Source organism: Streptomyces sp. SID5469, from assembly GCF_009862865.1.
Lineage (GTDB): Bacteria > Actinomycetota > Actinomycetes > Streptomycetales > Streptomycetaceae > Streptomyces > Streptomyces avermitilis.
This window is the reverse complement of the sequence record NZ_WWIN01000001.1, coordinates 1035488-1051322: the sequence shown is the minus strand read 5'-3', so window position 1 is coordinate 1051322 and position 15835 is coordinate 1035488. Positions and strand designations below refer to the sequence as shown.

General features: G+C 69.3%; 12 protein-coding genes and 1 pseudogene. 2 read left to right on the top strand and 11 right to left on the bottom strand.

What is annotated here, in order from left to right; translation table 11 throughout:
- Positions 1 to 337: 337 nt before the first annotated feature.
- Together cpt and GTY58_RS04685 are read right to left on the bottom strand one after the other, a co-directional pair.
- Positions 338 to 868: a chloramphenicol phosphotransferase CPT gene (cpt, locus tag GTY58_RS04690; protein ID WP_010982315.1), complete on the bottom strand. Its 531-nt coding sequence runs from the start codon at positions 866 to 868 to the stop codon at positions 338 to 340.
- Between the two features lie 858 nt (positions 869 to 1726).
- The gene (locus GTY58_RS04685; RefSeq protein WP_010982314.1) at positions 1727 to 2158 is read right to left on the bottom strand and encodes a nuclear transport factor 2 family protein; all 432 of its coding nucleotides are present in this window, start codon (positions 2156 to 2158) and stop codon (positions 1727 to 1729) included.
- Between the two features lie 427 nt (positions 2159 to 2585).
- Here GTY58_RS04685 and pip point away from each other — a divergent pair, with 427 nt between their 5' ends.
- Positions 2586 to 3551, top strand: a complete 966-nt coding sequence (gene pip, locus GTY58_RS04680) for a prolyl aminopeptidase (RefSeq protein WP_010982313.1) — start codon at positions 2586 to 2588, stop codon at positions 3549 to 3551.
- Between the two features lie 355 nt (positions 3552 to 3906).
- Here pip and GTY58_RS04675 read toward each other — a convergent pair whose 3' ends face one another.
- The 9 genes and pseudogenes from GTY58_RS04675 to GTY58_RS41540 form a co-directional block, all read right to left on the bottom strand.
- Entirely contained in the window at positions 3907 to 5694 is a 1788-nt protein-coding gene (locus GTY58_RS04675; RefSeq protein WP_010982312.1) for an ABC transporter family substrate-binding protein, read from the bottom strand.
- 398 nt (positions 5695 to 6092) lie between these two features.
- Positions 6093 to 6332 (bottom strand): annotated as a pseudogene (locus GTY58_RS40415) (hypothetical protein); the annotation flags it as partial.
- Positions 6333 to 6639: 307 nt separating this feature from the next.
- Complete coding sequence (locus GTY58_RS04665) at positions 6640 to 7605, bottom strand: aldo/keto reductase (RefSeq protein WP_010982310.1); 966 nt, start codon at positions 7603 to 7605, stop codon at positions 6640 to 6642.
- A gap of 4 nt (positions 7606 to 7609) precedes the next feature.
- Positions 7610 to 7765, bottom strand: coding sequence for a hypothetical protein (locus GTY58_RS04660; protein ID WP_154696719.1), 156 nt, complete (start codon positions 7763 to 7765; stop codon positions 7610 to 7612).
- A gap of 123 nt (positions 7766 to 7888) precedes the next feature.
- Positions 7889 to 8824: a phytanoyl-CoA dioxygenase family protein gene (locus GTY58_RS04655; RefSeq protein ID WP_010982309.1), complete on the bottom strand. Its 936-nt coding sequence runs from the start codon at positions 8822 to 8824 to the stop codon at positions 7889 to 7891.
- A 3-nt stretch (positions 8825 to 8827) separates the two neighbouring features.
- On the bottom strand, positions 8828 to 9049 hold the full coding sequence (locus GTY58_RS04650) for a hypothetical protein (protein WP_010982308.1): 222 nt from the start codon (positions 9047 to 9049) through the stop codon (positions 8828 to 8830).
- Between the two features lie 4 nt (positions 9050 to 9053).
- Positions 9054 to 10658: a condensation domain-containing protein gene (locus GTY58_RS04645; RefSeq protein WP_010982307.1), complete on the bottom strand. Its 1605-nt coding sequence runs from the start codon at positions 10656 to 10658 to the stop codon at positions 9054 to 9056.
- A 203-nt stretch (positions 10659 to 10861) separates the two neighbouring features.
- On the bottom strand, positions 10862 to 12664 hold the full coding sequence (locus tag GTY58_RS04640; protein ID WP_010982306.1) for an ABC transporter ATP-binding protein: 1803 nt from the start codon (positions 12662 to 12664) through the stop codon (positions 10862 to 10864).
- Positions 12664 to 14595 (bottom strand): ABC transporter ATP-binding protein, encoded by a 1932-nt coding sequence (locus GTY58_RS41540; RefSeq protein ID WP_048894535.1) that lies wholly within the window; start codon positions 14593 to 14595, stop codon positions 12664 to 12666. The genes GTY58_RS04640 and GTY58_RS41540 overlap by 1 nt, the downstream gene beginning before the upstream one ends.
- Positions 14596 to 15330: 735 nt before the next feature.
- Between GTY58_RS41540 and GTY58_RS04630 the strand changes: the two genes are divergently transcribed.
- Positions 15331 to 15798 (top strand): cytochrome P450, encoded by a 468-nt coding sequence (locus GTY58_RS04630; RefSeq protein ID WP_010982304.1) that lies wholly within the window; start codon positions 15331 to 15333, stop codon positions 15796 to 15798.
- Positions 15799 to 15835: the final 37 nt, after the last annotated feature.

The following is a 15835-nucleotide window of genomic DNA, read 5'->3' as shown; positions in this document are numbered from 1 at the left end:
GCGGATGCGTTGGGGCGAGGGAGGGGCGGCATGTTGCAGGGGCGGTAAGTTCGGCTGTCACCGGCGTTGAGTGCCTGCAGGGCCGGGGCAGCGGATCGGCGCAGACGGACAGGACCGGCAACGCTACCGCCGGTGGCGACGGCAGCAGCGCTGTCAGCGGCATCGACTACACCTGACCAGTTCGGTTCGGCTAAAGCACGGCCCAAGGCAAGGGGGAGGGTTGTCGCGTGGGCGGAGGAGACAAGCGTCCCCAAAGCCCCGTGGCGGCCGCCGACCCGCCACCTAGCGGCCTGATCAGCACGGTGCCGGGTCATTCGACAGGCAGCCGGGCCGTCGATCACCTGACATGTGTGGCGATGGCCCGTGCACACTCCATCGACTCGGCATGTGTGGTGTCGACCTCGAGGTCATAGACCACGCCCCGGTGGACCACATCCGCCTGCGACGCGGCCATCCCGATGACCCGATCGCCTCGTGCGATCTCACGGCCTGCGGCAACGGCACCGTCACAGCGGACGCCGACCCACAGCACCCGCAGGTCGCGCAAAGCCTTCTGCCACCGCTGCTGCGAGTCCGCTCCGCCGAGGAAGACCTCGTCGACGATGACCCGGGCGCCCGCACGGGCCATCGCGGCGACCCCCTCGATCCATGCCGCTTCCAGCGTCCGGAACTCCGGTCCGACGATCACCTCTCCGTCCGGAGCGAACTCGATCCCCGCATCAGAGGCCTGCATGGACGCGGGCATCGCGTCAACCAGCGTGTCGGTCCCGAGAGCCAGCCACGGATCAGGCAAGACCGCCTGCAGACACCGGACGATCCCGGACTTCCCCGAGCTGGAACCACCGTTGAGAACGATCACGTCAGCCATCACCGCGCCAGAGTAGTGGCACCGCAGCACCCCTCGAAACGGATTTCCGCGCACGCTGCCCGCCTCCTGCAACCCGGTGAACCTTCCCGGTCAAAGCGGTAGCGAGCCGCCGCGCTCCCGTGAACTCAGGCCTCAGGCCTCAGGGAAATGGGCTGGATGGGACATCCTGCCGTTCCCAAGGCCGCAAGCAGTGGAGATCGTTGTCTGAGAGGGGGCGGAGGACGGCGCTGCGTCTCGTGCGGTTCCCACTGACTCGTTGATCGCGACGGCTGGAGAGGACGCCGGCGTTGAGCTGCGTGAATGAGGTGCGGCCGCACGGGCTGCCGGAGCAGCCCGTGCTCCCCCCGAGTGAACGACCCAGCCACCGCTTCTGGGGACGGCGGCGATAGCCGACCGTGGTGGTGGGGGGGTCCGAGAGGTACGAGCGGGCGGCTCCGGTAGGTGGTGGGGACGGTCCTGTCGCTGAGTGGGAACGGCTTCCCGCGCCCTGAGACGCGGCAGCTTCTCCAGTTGGCGATCTGGGAGCGGCCGGTTGGCGAAGCCGCCGCACGTCGCTCCCTTCAAAGGCGCATCGCCCGCATCGGCCCCTCGAAGCAGGCCCCTGGCCACCAGCCCGAAACCCGTCAACTGCGCGCCGCCCAAGCTCTCTTCACGGTCTCGCCGACGAACCCCTCGGGCGGCTGCGGCTGAGCCTCCTGCGCGAGCAGTAGTCGCTCCCGGAACGAGGGGTGGTGGGTTGCCGGCTGAGAGGTAGTCGGCTCAGCTGTCGCCCGCGTCATCCGCTCACCTCTTCGCGGTGGAAGGGAGGAGGCCGAACAGGTCGGCGATGACCAGGGTGGAAGGGGTGGTGCCCACCCGCTACGCGAACGCCTGGGCGACGGCGAGGCTGTCCTCGTAGACATGGTGCCGCGTGACAAGGCCGTCTTCGACGGTGAGGTGCAGAGCGAACCGCGCGCGATATGCACGTCCGGTGGGCCGGGCGGTCTGGCGGATCTCGCCGAGCACGACCACGTCGTTTCCGTCGATGAGGATGCGCTCGACCTCGGTCGCCGCGTGCTCCGGCACGTGGTGCGCGGCAAGCTCGCGAAAGTGTGCGGCCACGTCGGCCCGGGTGGACCGGTGACGGATCCACGGCGTGGCAGTACGGCCGTGCTCGGCCTCTGGCCAGTCAAGCTTCCAATCGCCCTGCTCGGCATACAGATCGGCGATGCGCTCGGGGTCGCCCTCGCCGATTCTGCGCAGCAACTCCTCAACCACGGTGCGCGTGTTCGTAGGTGCGGCTTTGGACATGGCTGACCTCTCCGTCCTGGTCCGCGTCCTCCGACGCGGAGAGATCGCCAATCCTGCCGATGCAGGCAGGCCGAGGCGATTACCTCTGAGGTAGGGCAAGCGCATCACCAAGCTCCACTTGATGCAGCTCAGTGCCCGCGTCGGTGACAGTGCCGGATGCAACAGGTGGCATCGCCGAATCGAGCGAATCGGCAAACCAGAAGGCCGGTGTCTTGACGGTCCGTTCCGGCGGGACGCCCAGTGCCGAGCACGCGTCCGGAGGGTGACTGGCCGCTCGGATCGGCCTGGGTGCCGTCGGGGCATTTCAGGCAGCGGCCCAGGAGCATGAACAGCAGGCAGAACACGTAGCCCCCCTTCAGCGATGCCGCCGTCCAGCCAGTGACTACCCTCGAAAAGTTGCTTTCCGTGACTCCAGGAGGAGACCGTCATGGCCCAGCCGTTCCCGCCCGTCGAACCGTACGCGCACGGCCTCCTCGATGTCGGCGACGGCAATCGGATCTACTGGGAGACCAGCGGCAGCCCCGACGGAAAGGCGGCCCTGTGCGTGCACGGCGGCCCTGGCGGCGGAGGACGCCGCGGCAGCCGCAGGATGTTCGACCCCGAGGTCTACCGGATCGTCCTGTTCGACCAGCGTGGCTGCGGTGAGAGCCTGCCCCACGCCTCCGACCCGGCCGTCAGCCTCGTCCACAACACCACCGAACACCTCATCGCCGACATGGAGCGGCTGCGCGAGCACCTGGGCATCGAGCGCTGGCTCCTCTACGGCGGCTCTTGGGGCTCCACGCTGATTCTCGCCTACGCGGAGCGCCACCCCGATCGGGTCTCGGAGATCGTCATCGTCGGCGTCACCATGACCAGACCGGAGGAGACCGACTGGCTCTACCACGGTGTCGGACGCCTGCTGCCCGGCCCCTGGGAGGCGTTCCGCGACGCGTTGCCGGTGGCGGACCGGGACGGCAATCTCGTGGCGGCCTACAACCGGTTGCTGAACAGTCCCGATGACGCGGTCCGAACCAAGGCTGCGCGGGACTGGTGCGCTTGGGAGGACGCGGTCATCGCCCACGAGGCACTCGGCAAGCCGGGCCAGTACAGCGACAAACCCGACGATGCGCTGATGGCCTTCGTCCGGATCTGCGCGCACTACTTCGCGGACGACGCCTGGCTCGAAGATGGACAACTGCTGCGTGACGCACACCGGCTGGCCGGAATCCCCGCAGTGCTGATCCACGGCCGACTCGACCTGGGCAGCCCGCTGAAGACCGCGTGGGAGCTGTCAAAAGCTTGGCCGGATGCGGAGCTCAAAGTGATCGACGACTCCGGTCATACGGGCAGCCCCTCGATGCAGGACGCGATCCTGGAGTCGACTGAGCGGTTCGGCAAGAACGGGCGCTGACCGCCTCCGCGTCCGTATTGATCACCAGGACCACGTCAGCACCGTATGGCCGAGCCCGTACCAGCCGCATTCGGCACCCGTGCGGTCCACGACCACTGTCACCAGGTGGGGCGCTGCCTGTTCCACTGCGCACGTACCCGCGGTCCACCTGGCCAGCGTTCTCCCGCCAGCTCGGCGAGATCGCCCGCTGCGCACACGCGGCCCGGTCGCCGACCTCGCATACAACACCTGGAGCGAAGCGGTAGCCACGTCCCCGGAGGACATCGCCGCCGACCTGGAAAGTGTCGGCCTCGACGGCAACGTGTCCTCCTCGTAGGGACGTTCCCGACGGTAGCGACGGGCGGCTCCCGTGCAGTCACGCGCGCAGGCCCCACTCCTGGGCGTTGTAGATGACCAGCCCGTTGGTCGGGTTCGCTCGCACGTTGGCGAAGCGGTCATCCACGACGAGCAGGCTCGGTTTCTGGCACAGGGGCAGCGAATACGCCTCGTGGGAGAGGACCTCGTCCGCGCGGTTGAGCAGTTCGTGGGCCTTGACCAAGTCGAGCGTCTCGTTCGCCTCGCCGATCAGGCGGTCCACCTCGGCGTGGGAGAAATGACCAAAGTTCATACCGCCGCCGGTGGTCCACATGTCACGGGCCGGCCCGACCCGCAACGGGCTGCCGATCCAATTGAACGCCACGATGTCGTAGTCGCCGGCCACCATCGTGCCGGGCCGGTCGGTCGGTTCGATGCGGACCTCCAGCCCGATGTGGCGCAACTGATCGCGCACCAGCTCGCCGGTGCGCCGGCGCATGACGTCACCGGGCGCGTGCCTGAATCGCAACACGGCGACGGCCGAGCCGTCCGGGGTCCGCAGGCGGCCGTCGCGGATCGTGTATCCGGCGGCATGCAGCAGCCGCTCGGCCGCCGCGATGTCGCCACTGCCCTGGCCGGTGCCGGTGATCACGTCGCGGTAGGCGGGCTGCCCCAGATAGAAGTTGTGGCTGTTCGACGGTTTGACGTCCGGATGGAAGGTGCCGACGGTCTCGGCCAGGATCTCGTCCCGGTCGACAGCCGTGAGGATCGCCCGACGCAGGCCCGCGTCGGCGAGGAACGGATTGCGGGTGTTCAGGTCCAGATGCTCCCAGATCAGCCCCTGGCTCAGCTCGTACCGGACACCGGGCATGTCACGGAACGCGTCCACGAGCGCCTTGGTCGGATGCGGGGTGGACATGCCGTGCACCACCCGGTGACGCACCGCGTCGACGAGCGCCACCGGGTCGCTCACCACCCGGAACACGACGCGGTCGAGGCTCGGCACGACTCGGCCGTACCAGTTCGGGTTCGCAACCAGCACCACCTCGACGCCGGGCTCGATGTGCTCCACCTGGTACGGCCCCGCCGACCAGGTAGGTACCACCTGGTCGAACGAGGCGAACGCCGCAGCAAGACCGTCGGCTGTCCCGAGGTCACCGGCGCGCGCCGCGATGTGCGCCGGATACAGGTACGAGAACATCGCGTCCCAGTCGGGAAACGCCTTGCCCGGCGCGAGCGTGACCACGACGGTGCGGCCGTCGTGGTCGCCCTCCACGGACTCGATCAGCTCGTACCCGGCATGGGTCGACGGCAGGCACGCGGGGCTGTGGTGCCCGCTGGACACGCGCCAGGTGTAGCGGAAGTCCTCGACTCCGACCGGGGTCCCGTCGTTCCAGCAGGCTTCTGGTCGCAGCCGGTACACGATGGTCTGCGGGTCCGTCGCGACCAGCTCCGGCTCACTGGCCAACAGATCCTCGTTCCAGTGGTTCTGCAGGTCCGGGAACGCGACGTACGGGCTCGGCGTGATCAGTTGCAGCACCATGCCCGTCTCGACGACGTTGCCGACCGCTGAGAGCAGGTTCCAGTTGGGCGGGGTGTTTCCGACCGCATGCACGTAGGTGCCGCCCGGCTTGACGGCCGTCCGGTTCGAGTCGTTCAGCTCCACGGTGATCCCTTCACTCGGTTGATGTTCAGCACCGGAGTAAGCCCCCAGCTCGTCGCCGACCAGGCCGTGCACGGCGCCCAGCATGGCGCTCGCGTAGCCGACCGCCAGGTCGTCGCCGCGGGTCACGGTGGCGATGGTGTGCGTGTTGACGGCGAGGTAGGTACAGCCGCCGGCGCTGAACATGCGGGCCGCAAGATCCGCGTCGACACGATGTGCGGGCTAGGTCCTGTCGTCACATTCCCGTCGTCCGCCCGAAGGGCGGGCCCCGCGGCGTCATGGGGGTCCCCCCTGTTCGAGCGCAGCCGAGAACTTGGGGGAGCGTGCATGACGTCGCGGGGCAGACGGGAGTTGGACGACAGGGCCTAGGCGCCGAGGCAGCGGAACAGCCGAATCACAAGGTCCTCCTAGCTCGCGGATGCGTCGGAACGTACCCGCGGCTGGTTCGGGAGCAGTTACGCACGCGGCATCAGCGACGCGGCGTCGGCATCGGCGTCACGGACCACGAGGGGCGGAAACGTGAACGATCCGTTCGAAGACCAAGACGGCAGCTACGTGGCGCTGATGAACGACGAGGGTCAGTACAGTGCACGCAGGAGATGGCGCCGGTCCCAGATCAACGTGCGGTCCAGCAGTTCTCGCCCGCAGGTCTGCACCCACCGCTTCATGACCGAGTTCATCCTCGGTATCCGGACGCCGCTGAGCACAACCTCGATGCCCGCGTCCTCGAGTACCTCGTCGAACAACTGCGGGAACTTCCCATCCCGGTCCCTGATCATGCAGCGCGCCCGGCAGCCGGCGTCCACGTGGTCGACGACGGCGTCACACCTTGACGGACGACGCCGGCGGAGGTGACGAGTAGCGGGCACAGTGGGGTGAAGCCGACCCGGCGCAGAGGCCGGTCAGACCGCCCCCAGGTCGGGCAGCAGCCCGGAGATCACGAATTCGGTCGTCCCGGTGCAGAACACGGTCAGACCGAGGCCGCAGACCGCGACAGGCACCGCGAACACCGCTCTTCCGACAAGTCATTCGGGCACAATTCGCGTTCATCCGCCCCGGCACACCAACAGACCCATGACCTCGTTGTGGCAGATCCACACCATCAGGCGCGAAGGAACTACCCAAAACCCCTTACCCTGTGCCGGCGACATCGTCATACACACATCCGGCGAAGATCTTGTCGATGAGTTCCATGGTGGGTTCCGAGAGGAGCACCCCGGCTGCAGACGCCGTCTGGTTAAGCTGTTCAGGGGTGGAGGCACCGACCAGTGCTGAAGTGACACCGGGCCGGTTGAGCACCCACGACACCGCGAGCTGGGCTGGCGTCATACCTTGGTGCCGGGCGAGCCTGGCGAAGAGTTGCACCCGCTCCAGGATCGGCTCCGCCATGAAGTGGTCCATCACGAGCCTCCCGGTGGGGTCCGCGGCCCTGGAATCTGCCGGGGGCGGTTCGCCGGGCGCGTACTTGCCGGTCAACAGGCCCTGTGCGAGAGGCCAGAAGGCCACCGTGCCGATGCCGAGGTCCTGGCACAGCGGCACAACGGCCTTCTCCGGGACCCGCCACAGGACGCTGTACTGCGGTTGACTGGCGACCGGAGGCCGGACACCCACTTCAGTTGCCGCCGCACAGGCCGCGGCGATCTGCTGCGCCGTCCACTCACTGAATCCGTAGTGGGCGATCTTGCCTTCCTCGAGGAGTTCCCCGAAGGCCGTGAGGGTCTCCGCCAAGGGTGTGCGGTCGTCGAACCGGTGGGCGCTGAGCAGGTCGATGTGTTCGGTGCGAAGAGCCCGCAGGCTGCGCTCGACACCTGCTCTGACGGCTGCGCGCGACAGCCCCGCCACCGTGCCCCCGGGCTCGTAGTAGACCTTGGTGGACAGCACGTAGGACTCTCTCGGCGCACCCCGCAGGGCGATGCCCAGTGCCTCCTCCGCGTCACCGTACGAGCCGGCAGTGTCGAACAACGTGATGCCGAGGTCGCGGGCGGCACCCACGAGGCGGGCGGCGCCGCGCCGCCCGTCCCGCGACAGGGGGCGCCAGGTGCCGAGGCCGACCTCGCTGACGACCGGGCCGCCGGCTCCGAGGGTACGGTGGCGCATCGTCTCACTCCCCGTTGCCGTCCGCGTGCAGCGGATTCCAGTGGCCGATGTCCTTCTCTACCGCGTGGGCGTGACGTCCGTCGCCGGCCACGGGCTGCATGGCGTGGATGAGTGGATGACCGTCAGCGGACCGCTCGGGGTGTGCGTCATCGGCAAGCAAGCTGGCTCCTCGGCGCTTCACGACCCGGAGGTCCCGGGCCGGCTGGGACGGCCGGCGCCCGGGAGGCGCCGGCCGCGCGTGCCCCCTGCGGGGTGCGCACGGATGTGCGACGGAGTCCCGGCCTCAGGTGTTGAGCTCGTGCCAGCCGGTCAGTTCGATCAGTTTCTCGGCCAGCGCCCTGGGGGTGCGCCGCTGGTCCAGCTGATCGGCAGTGAGCTCGACGCCGTAGTAGTCCACGATGCGTTTGAGAACCCGGCTCCTGGCAGGCTCGTCCCCTCCGAGGGAGTAGAAGTCGTCTTCTGCCGAACACTTGGCGACGCCGATCTCCTCGCGGAAGAACCGCGTGATGATGCTCGCGAAAATGTCCAGGTCACCGTGGACGACGGTGTCCCTGCCCCGGACCGCGACCACGAGGGACAGGCGCCTGCGGTCGGTGATGTTCGCCTTGCTGCCGTGAATGGTGCCGCCGTCGAACAGAGCTGCTGACCCGGCCGGGATGTCGGGTTCCACGCGCATGTGCTCGATTCGCTCGAGCAGTTCGGGCTGGACCTCCGGTAGACCGTCCGGGTGGAAGATGTGGGGTGCGAGGCCGAAGCGGTGGCTGCCCCGGTAGAAGACCATGCCCGAGTTGTCGTTGGTGACGTCGTCGAGCGCTATCCACAGGTGCAGGTACTGCGGCGGGTCGACGGGCCCCGCGAACAGCTCCTGGTGCATGCGCAGCGGCTTGCAGCCGGGGCGCTTGGGGAAGGTCTCCAGGTAGAACAGCGCCGGATCCCAGTCGACGACCCCACGGAACAGATCGAAGAAGCGGTCCTGGTTGCCGAAGCGGTTGAACCACTCGTCGTAGCGCTGTATCTCCGTCATGTTGCGCAGTACGCCGTCCTCATGGAATTCGTAGTGCACACGGGGGACGTCCGCGAGCACCTCCCTCTCATAGCGCTCGAGCTGCGCCCGGGTCTCGGCGACCTCGTCCTTGCTGAGGAGGCTGTCGATGAGGACCACACCGTCGCGTTCCAGGCGGGACTTGACGGACGGGTCGTCGATGGTCACGAAGTCCACTGATCACTCCTCTTCCGCGTCTGCTTCTGCGGCTGCGGCTTGCTCGGTGGGGGCAGTGACGGATGCGGCCCCCGCCTCGTGGGTTCTGGCGGGCTGCTCGTCGCGCTCTTCGCCCCTCTGCTCGGCGTTCTCCTCCGCCTCCAGCGCCTCCAGTGCCTCCAGGTACTGGTTGCGTACTTCGGTGAGATCGTCCTCGTTGAGGATGCGGGAAAATGACGTGGGCACCAGGTCAGCCTTTCTGTCGCGATAGGTGTTCGAGGTCCGAACCGGCCCCGCCGCAGCGGGCGAAGGCAGCCAGCAGGTCTTGTTCCGCCGCGGCGAACGCCGTGCCCGACCAGTCGGCGAGCCGGTGGTGTGTCACCCCGTTGAGTTGTCCGTTCTCGGTGAACAGTTCGAGCACCAGGGCCAGCGAAGTCGGGTCCACCGCGTCGCCCTCCTGGGTGACATAAGCAGCGTCGAGCCGCCCTCCCGGCAGGTCGCGGCGCTCGTCGCGCGGGGGCTGCAGGGCGAAGGCGACCTGCGGCAGAGTGTTCGGTCCGCTGGGCAGTTTGCCACGTTCTGCCAGGATGCTCAGGCTTACCTCCGTCGGCATCTCCTGGTGAGTAAGAGCCTCGGCCATCGCCTCCTTCGTCAGCCTGACGAGGTGCGCGGCCGTTGTCCCTCCGGGGCGGTCGACGGTGACGTGGACGGAGTTGGCGAAACAGCCCACGGTGCCCTCCGTTCCGGCCAGGCCCCGGTTCGAGGTCTGGATGGCCGCGGCCGGAGTGCCGTCGCCGGTACGCCGTGCCGTGAAGTCGAGAACAGCGCTCAGCAGGACGACGAACAGAGTGGTGTCGCAGCGTGCCGCCAGCGCGCGCAGGGCGCGGGTGAGGTGCGCGTCAACGGTGAACGGCCGTGCCCTGCTGATGAAGCTGCGAGCCCGTCCCGAAGCCCCCGCCGGGGAGAGCGAGGGCGTGGGCGAGCGACGCAGCGAGGCGCGCATGGCGTCCAGGTGAGCTTCAAGACGGTCACTGCACAAGGTGGCGTGCTGCCATTCGGTGAAGTCGGCGTAGTCCATGGCCAGCGGGGGCCGCGCACTGGCCTCGCCCAGGCGGCAGGCGTACGCGTGGGCGAGGTCGTCGACGAACAGCCCCTGGGACATGCCGTCGAACACGATGTGGTGGAAGACGGACACGAGTACCCACGCGCGCTCGCCGGTCCGGGCGAGAACGAAACGCGCGGCCGGACCGGCACCGGTCAGATCGAAGCCGCGGAGCCGCTCGCGGCGCACCCGTGCCCGCAACGCCGGCTCACCGCCGTCGCGCAGATCGGCCTCGGTGACGTCGGGACCGATGTCGGCGAAGCGCTGGGCCGGCCGGCCGTCGTGAACACCGAACACCAGCCGCAGTGCGGACTGCCGCGAGACGGTGTCCTCCAGAGCGCCCCGCAGCGCCAGGACGTCGATATCGCCGGTGAACCGCAGGACGCCCACGTTGTTGAAGAGCCCCGCGCCCCCGGTGGCGGCATTCATCTTGTGCAGCGCGCGTTGGCTGAGTGCCAGCGGGAACCAGGTGCGGCGCCGGCGCCGGGCCACATCGGCGAGGGAGCGCCGCGGTGCGACGGGCGCTGCGCGCAGTTCGTGTATCACCCGGGCGACCGCCGCCGGTGAGGCGTCCCGGTACAGTTCGGCGAAGGGGATACGGACGCCGTACTCCTTGCCGAGCAGTGCCAGGGCCCTGGTGGCGAGCGCCGAGTCTCCACCGAGTTGGAAGAAGGACTCGTGCTCTGCGCAGGCGGGCACGTTCAGGAGGTCGCAGAACACTGCTCCCACCGTTGTGGCGACGCCGTCGGCCATGAGCTCTCCCAGGGTGATCGATCCGGTAGCGGGGCGGAACGAAGACGGTGCCGGGAACGGTAACGCCCCCCAGTTAGCCTCCAGTTATGGGCCGTGCGCCGAGCCGTGCCGAGGGGTGGGCCGGTGAGCCCCCGGGCCGGACATGAGGCACCGGCATGGCCCCGCGGACACGTCCTGGTCCGCGTCCCGGCATGCGGCCGACGTCACGCGTACGCGCGAGCCTGTCTCTCGTAGAGGTCGCGGTAGATGCTGTCGCGCTGTGCCATCAGGTCGCCGTGCCGGCCCAGTTGGACGATGCGCCCGCTGTCGACGACGACGATGAGATCGGCGCCACGCGCTGTGGAGAGGCGGTGTGAGGCGAACAGCGTGATGCCGCCCGCTGCTGCCGCACTCTGCCGAGCGGCGTCGACGTAGGCGCTCAGCAGGGCGTCCTCGGCCAAGGGGTCGATGGCAGCGGTCGGTTCGTCGAGCACCAGGAGGCACGGGGCGCGCCGCATGCAGGCGCGGGCGAGAGCGATGCGCTGCCACTGCCCGCCGGACAGCTCGGTACCGGCGTCGAAGGAGGCGCCGAGTTCGGTGGCAAGGCCGTTCGGGAGGCGCTCGACGAGGTCCGCGGCGGCTGCACGCTTCACCGCTTCCCACACCCGCGCGGCTTCGTCGGCGTGCGGAACCGATCCGGCGCCCACGCTGTGCTGGACGGTGAACTCCAGTCGGCTGAAGTCCTGGAAGCAGCCACTGGTGCGCGCGTACCAGGCCTCGAGGGGCGCCTCCCTGAGATCCACGCCGTCGACGGTGATGCGGCCCCGCGTGGGTTCGTAGAGTCCGGTGAGCAGTTTGATCAACGTGGACTTGCCCGCGCCGTTGGCCCCGACGACAGCGACCACGGTCCCGGCGGGGAGCTCCAGGTCGATGTCCCTCAGGACGGAGGTGCCGGTGTCCGGGTACTGGAAGTGGACGCCTTCGAAGCGGATCCCCGTGGACAGCCGGGGGCCGGGGGCGGGTGCGGTAGGGGCCGGCCGAGCCACGTCGGCCGCATACCGCTCCAGCCACAGCAGCCGCCGGGACGCGGAGAGGACCTGGTGGAGGAAGCCGGCGAAGACGACGGCTTGGCCGAGCTGGGTGCTGATGGACGTGACGAGCCCGAGGACGAGGACGACATCCCCGAGCGAGGTCGTGCCGCGGGCGAAGTCGTGCAGTACGAAGAACAGGGCGCCGCAATAGCCAACAGCGAACAGCGCCCCGCCCGCGCAGTTCAGGGCCAGGCCGCCCCACACAGCGCGGGTGACGGTGGCGTCGGCGTCCGCGGCGGCGGTGCGATAGCGCTCGCGCAGCGCGGGTCCCAGACCGAAGAGCCGGATCTCCTTGCCCGCGGGCAAGGAGGTTCCCGTGGTGTACAGGTGGCCGGCCAGCCGGGAGGTCGTCGCCGACCGGGCGACGGCGTCGGACCGCTTGCGCTGGCCGCGGCGGGAGGCGAGCAGGGAAGGCAGGGCCAGCAGCGGCAGGAACAGCAGGAGGGGCTGCACCATGGCGAGCACCAGGCCGGTGACCAGTGCGCGCACCACGGCGCCGACGACGAGGGCGAACACGTCACCGCCCTCGGAGAGATGGACGCGTTCCTGCCGCAGCATCTCGACGCGGTCGAGCACCTCCGGATTGTCCAGGTGGGCCACCCCCGGCAGACCACCGATCGTTCGCATCAGCCGCCGGTCGACCACCGCGGCGGTGGCCTCGATCATGCGGACGTTGAGTTCGATGGCGTAGGTGATACTGCCCATGGACAGACCGGTGGCGAGAGTGGCGGCACCGACAGCGGTCCACAGGGCGGTTTGGTCGTGCGAGACGATGGCGTCGACGACGACTCTCACCAGGTAGAGGATGACCACGGGGACGGTGGGCCGTAGGCCGAAGCTGACGAAGGTGATCAGGGTGGCGCGGCGATCGGCTTCAAGGGAGAGCGCCAGCGCGGCACGCAGCGGGCCGCAGCGCGGTCGGCCGGGACGCGTCATCAGTCCTCACCCCGCTCGACGTAACGGTCCGCCTGCACCGTGAACATGTGTGCGTACCGACCGCCCTTGTCCATGAGCTCCTGGTGGCTTCCGCTCTCGGCCACCGCTCCGTCGGCGAGGACGACGATCGTGTCGGCGTGCCGAACGGTGGAGAACCGGTGGGAGACGAGCACGATGGTCCTGCCCTCGGCCGCGGCCAGCAGCAGGTCGTACAGCTCCGTCTCGCCGCGCACGTCGAGAGCGGAGCTGGGCTCGTCGAGCACCAGGGTCGTGCCGCCCGCGGACAGTGCCCACAGTGCACGGGCGAGTCCGACACGCTGCCACTGCCCGCCGGAGAGGTCCACGCCGCCGTACTCGCGGCTGAGGACCGTGGACCAGCCGTCGGGCAGGTCCCGTAACACCTCGTCGAGTCCGGCGGCGCGGGCGACCGCCGCCAGCTCCGGTCCGGTCGCAGGGCGGTGCGGGGCGCCAAGGGCGACATTGTCCCGCAGCGGCAGCCGCCACCTGACCCAGTCCTGGAAGAGGGCGGCGCAGCAGTTCCACCATGTGCCGGGCGGAAGGTCCCGCACGTCGGTGCCGTCGACGAGGACACGGCCCTCGGTCGGCGTGTACAGACCGCACAGCAGTTTGGCCAGGGTGGTCTTCCCCGCGCCGTTGACACCAACGACGGCGAGGGACGTGCCCGCCGGAACGGTGAGGTCGAGGTGGCGAAGTACCCAGGTGCCGGACCCGGGGTAACGGAATCCGACGTCTTCGAAGACGATGGACCGCTGCGGCATGGCGGTGGACGGCGGAGCGGTGAGGGACGGGGTGACCAGGGCGTCACCGCCGCCGGTGCCCGGTCCACGGGGCGTCGGCGGGGCCGCGTCCGGTGGTGCCGTGTGCGCCTCCAGTTGCCGCACGGCCGCGAGTACCGTGCCGCCGACTTCGATGTTCAGCAGATCGGGGGTGACGATGCCGAGCCCCAGCAGCCCGACGCCTGCCACGGCGAACATGACGAACCTGCCGACGCCCACCCGCCCGTCGACCGCGTCCGCCACCAGCAGCACGAACGCGAGTCCCTGCGCGGCCAGGACCACCACGCCGCTCACCAGGCTGACCCGTGCGGCACCCGCGCGGTCACCACGGGTCCTGGCGATGGCCTTGCGCCACTCCGTGGTGTAGCGGTCGAGCAGCCAGTCGGTCAGTCCGAAGGTCCGCACCTCCTTGCCCGCCGAGGCGCCGCACAGGGTGTTCTTCAGGTACATTGCGCGGCGCATGAGGGCGGGGGTGCCTTCGGCGGACTCCAGGGCCCGCTGGTACATGCGCGACACGATGACCATGGCGTAGCCGTAGGCCACTGCCAGCAGCACGGCGAGCCACCAGCGGTAAGCGAGCAGGAGGAGCACACCGGACGCCGCGCCGCCGCGCGCGATGCCGACGTTGACAGCTCCCACCACGGCGTCCCGGACACAGGTGCCGTTCAGTCCGCGGTCCGCGGCGGAGACGATTTCCCTGGTTCGCGCCTCTTCCAGGCGGCCTAGGTCGGCGGGGCGTTCCAGCGCGGTCAGCACACGCTCGGCCAGCCCTCGGTGCAGTCGCCTGCCGAGGGACTCGGCGACCGCCTGGGCAAGCGGAGGCACCACCTGCATCAGCAGGAACACGGCGCCGAGTGCGAGCGCGGCCGCGCCGCCCCCGCCGTCGAACAGGTCCTTCCCGTGGGAGGTGGCGAGCCTCCCCGCAAGTGCGCCAGAGGTGACGGCGAGGGAGGCGGGCAGCACCGCCGCGAGGGCGACCAGACCCGACAGGCCCAGGGTGCCGAGGCGGTCCATGGTCAGCATCTCACCGGTGAGCACGGCGATCGGCGGCGTGCGTCGGCGCATGCCGCCTTCCTCGGCCCCGGCGGACTCCCCGGCGGATTTCTGCCCGCCGCTCACCTCGCTGAGTGGCACGTAAGCTCTCCCTCGGCACATTCCCCGTCGCATTCCACGTGCGGCGGGGCGACGCTATCCACTCGTGGTTTCCGGACGGTTATGTGCGCGACGGCCCCTCGACCGGCCCACAGACGACTCGTCCGGCTCGGCCGGTTGACCTGGGTTGTTTCCCTACGGGAGCGAGGCTGGGCGACGATGGTTGGAGTCCATGCGGTGGTCGTGGATCTATTTCCTGGCACGGAGCTCGTTGGAACCCCGACAGCGTTGGAGCAGGTTCTTCGGCACTCCGGCGACGTTGTTGCGTTGGCATCGCGAGCTGGTCGCCGACCGGTGGACCTACCCCCGCGAGAAGCCGGGCCGACCCGCGATATCCGAAGAAACGCGGGAGTTGATCCTGCGCCTCGCACGCGAGAACCCGCTGTGGGGGGGAGACCGGCGGATACAGGGCGAGCTTGCCCACCGAATCCAGCGACGGCCCGTCTTGGCGCACCCACGGCGACTTGGTACCGGCAAGTCCAGAGCTACGCACCTGTAGACGGCAGTTCGCCTGCCACGCAGGAACGCGCCCGGTCCCTGACCGCCGTACGCGTACGCAGTGCGCCGCGGATTCCGCCGCCCCACGCCGGGGGAGCGGCGGCCGGCCGAAGTACCGGCACGCGCGGCCTCGCCGCATAACCGACGGCTAACTCGGCCGCCCTAGTCTGCGTCGGTATCGGGCGCCCGACACGTGTCCGTCCGGCGACCTCGTGGGAGATGAAGAACATGTCGGCCACGGCCATCGATCTTGATGATCTCGACCTGTTCGTCTCCGGCGACCCGCACGCCGCCTGGGCGCGGTTGCGCCGTGAGGCTCCGCTTCACTGGAACGCCGGCCCGGACGGCACAGGTCATGGGGCGTTGACCCGCTACGCGGATGTCGAGACGATCCGGGCCGGCGACACCGTGACCCTGTGGAATGCACCAGCCAACCGCGATCCGGACGCCTTTGCCGAACCCGATCGACTGGACCTGGGGCGCACTCCCGACCAGCACCTGGCGTTCGGCGTCGCGCATCACCGTTGCGTCGGCATGGGGGCGGCGCGCAGGGAGATCGCGCTGCTGACCGAGGAGATCGTGCGGCGAGGGCTCCGCTGCGAAATACCCGGTCCGGTGCGACGGCCGCGCTCGAACTTCATGCCGGGCATCACGCACCTGCCGGTGACGGTCACGGATGTCTGGTGAGTCGCCCGGCAAGCCGGAGCGCACTGTCTGTCGCCGA

Excerpts from the sequence above, each read along its gene's own strand:
- GTY58_RS04645 (WP_010982307.1), bottom strand. The coding sequence starts at position 10,658 with ATGGCCGACGGCGTCGCCACAACGGTGGGAGCAGTGTTCTGCGACCTC.
- GTY58_RS04665 (WP_010982310.1), bottom strand. The coding sequence starts at position 7,605 with ATGCGCCACCGTACCCTCGGAGCCGGCGGCCCGGTCGTCAGCGAGGTC.
- GTY58_RS04685 (WP_010982314.1), bottom strand. The coding sequence starts at position 2,158 with ATGTCCAAAGCCGCACCTACGAACACGCGCACCGTGGTTGAGGAGTTG.
- GTY58_RS04640 (WP_010982306.1), bottom strand. The coding sequence starts at position 12,664 with ATGACGCGTCCCGGCCGACCGCGCTGCGGCCCGCTGCGTGCCGCGCTG.
- GTY58_RS04675 (WP_010982312.1), bottom strand. The coding sequence starts at position 5,694 with ATGTTCAGCGCCGGCGGCTGTACCTACCTCGCCGTCAACACGCACACC.
- GTY58_RS04630 (WP_010982304.1), top strand. The coding sequence starts at position 15,331 with ATGAAGAACATGTCGGCCACGGCCATCGATCTTGATGATCTCGACCTG.
- pip (WP_010982313.1), top strand. The coding sequence starts at position 2,586 with ATGGCCCAGCCGTTCCCGCCCGTCGAACCGTACGCGCACGGCCTCCTC.
- cpt (WP_010982315.1), bottom strand. The coding sequence starts at position 868 with ATGGCTGACGTGATCGTTCTCAACGGTGGTTCCAGCTCGGGGAAGTCC.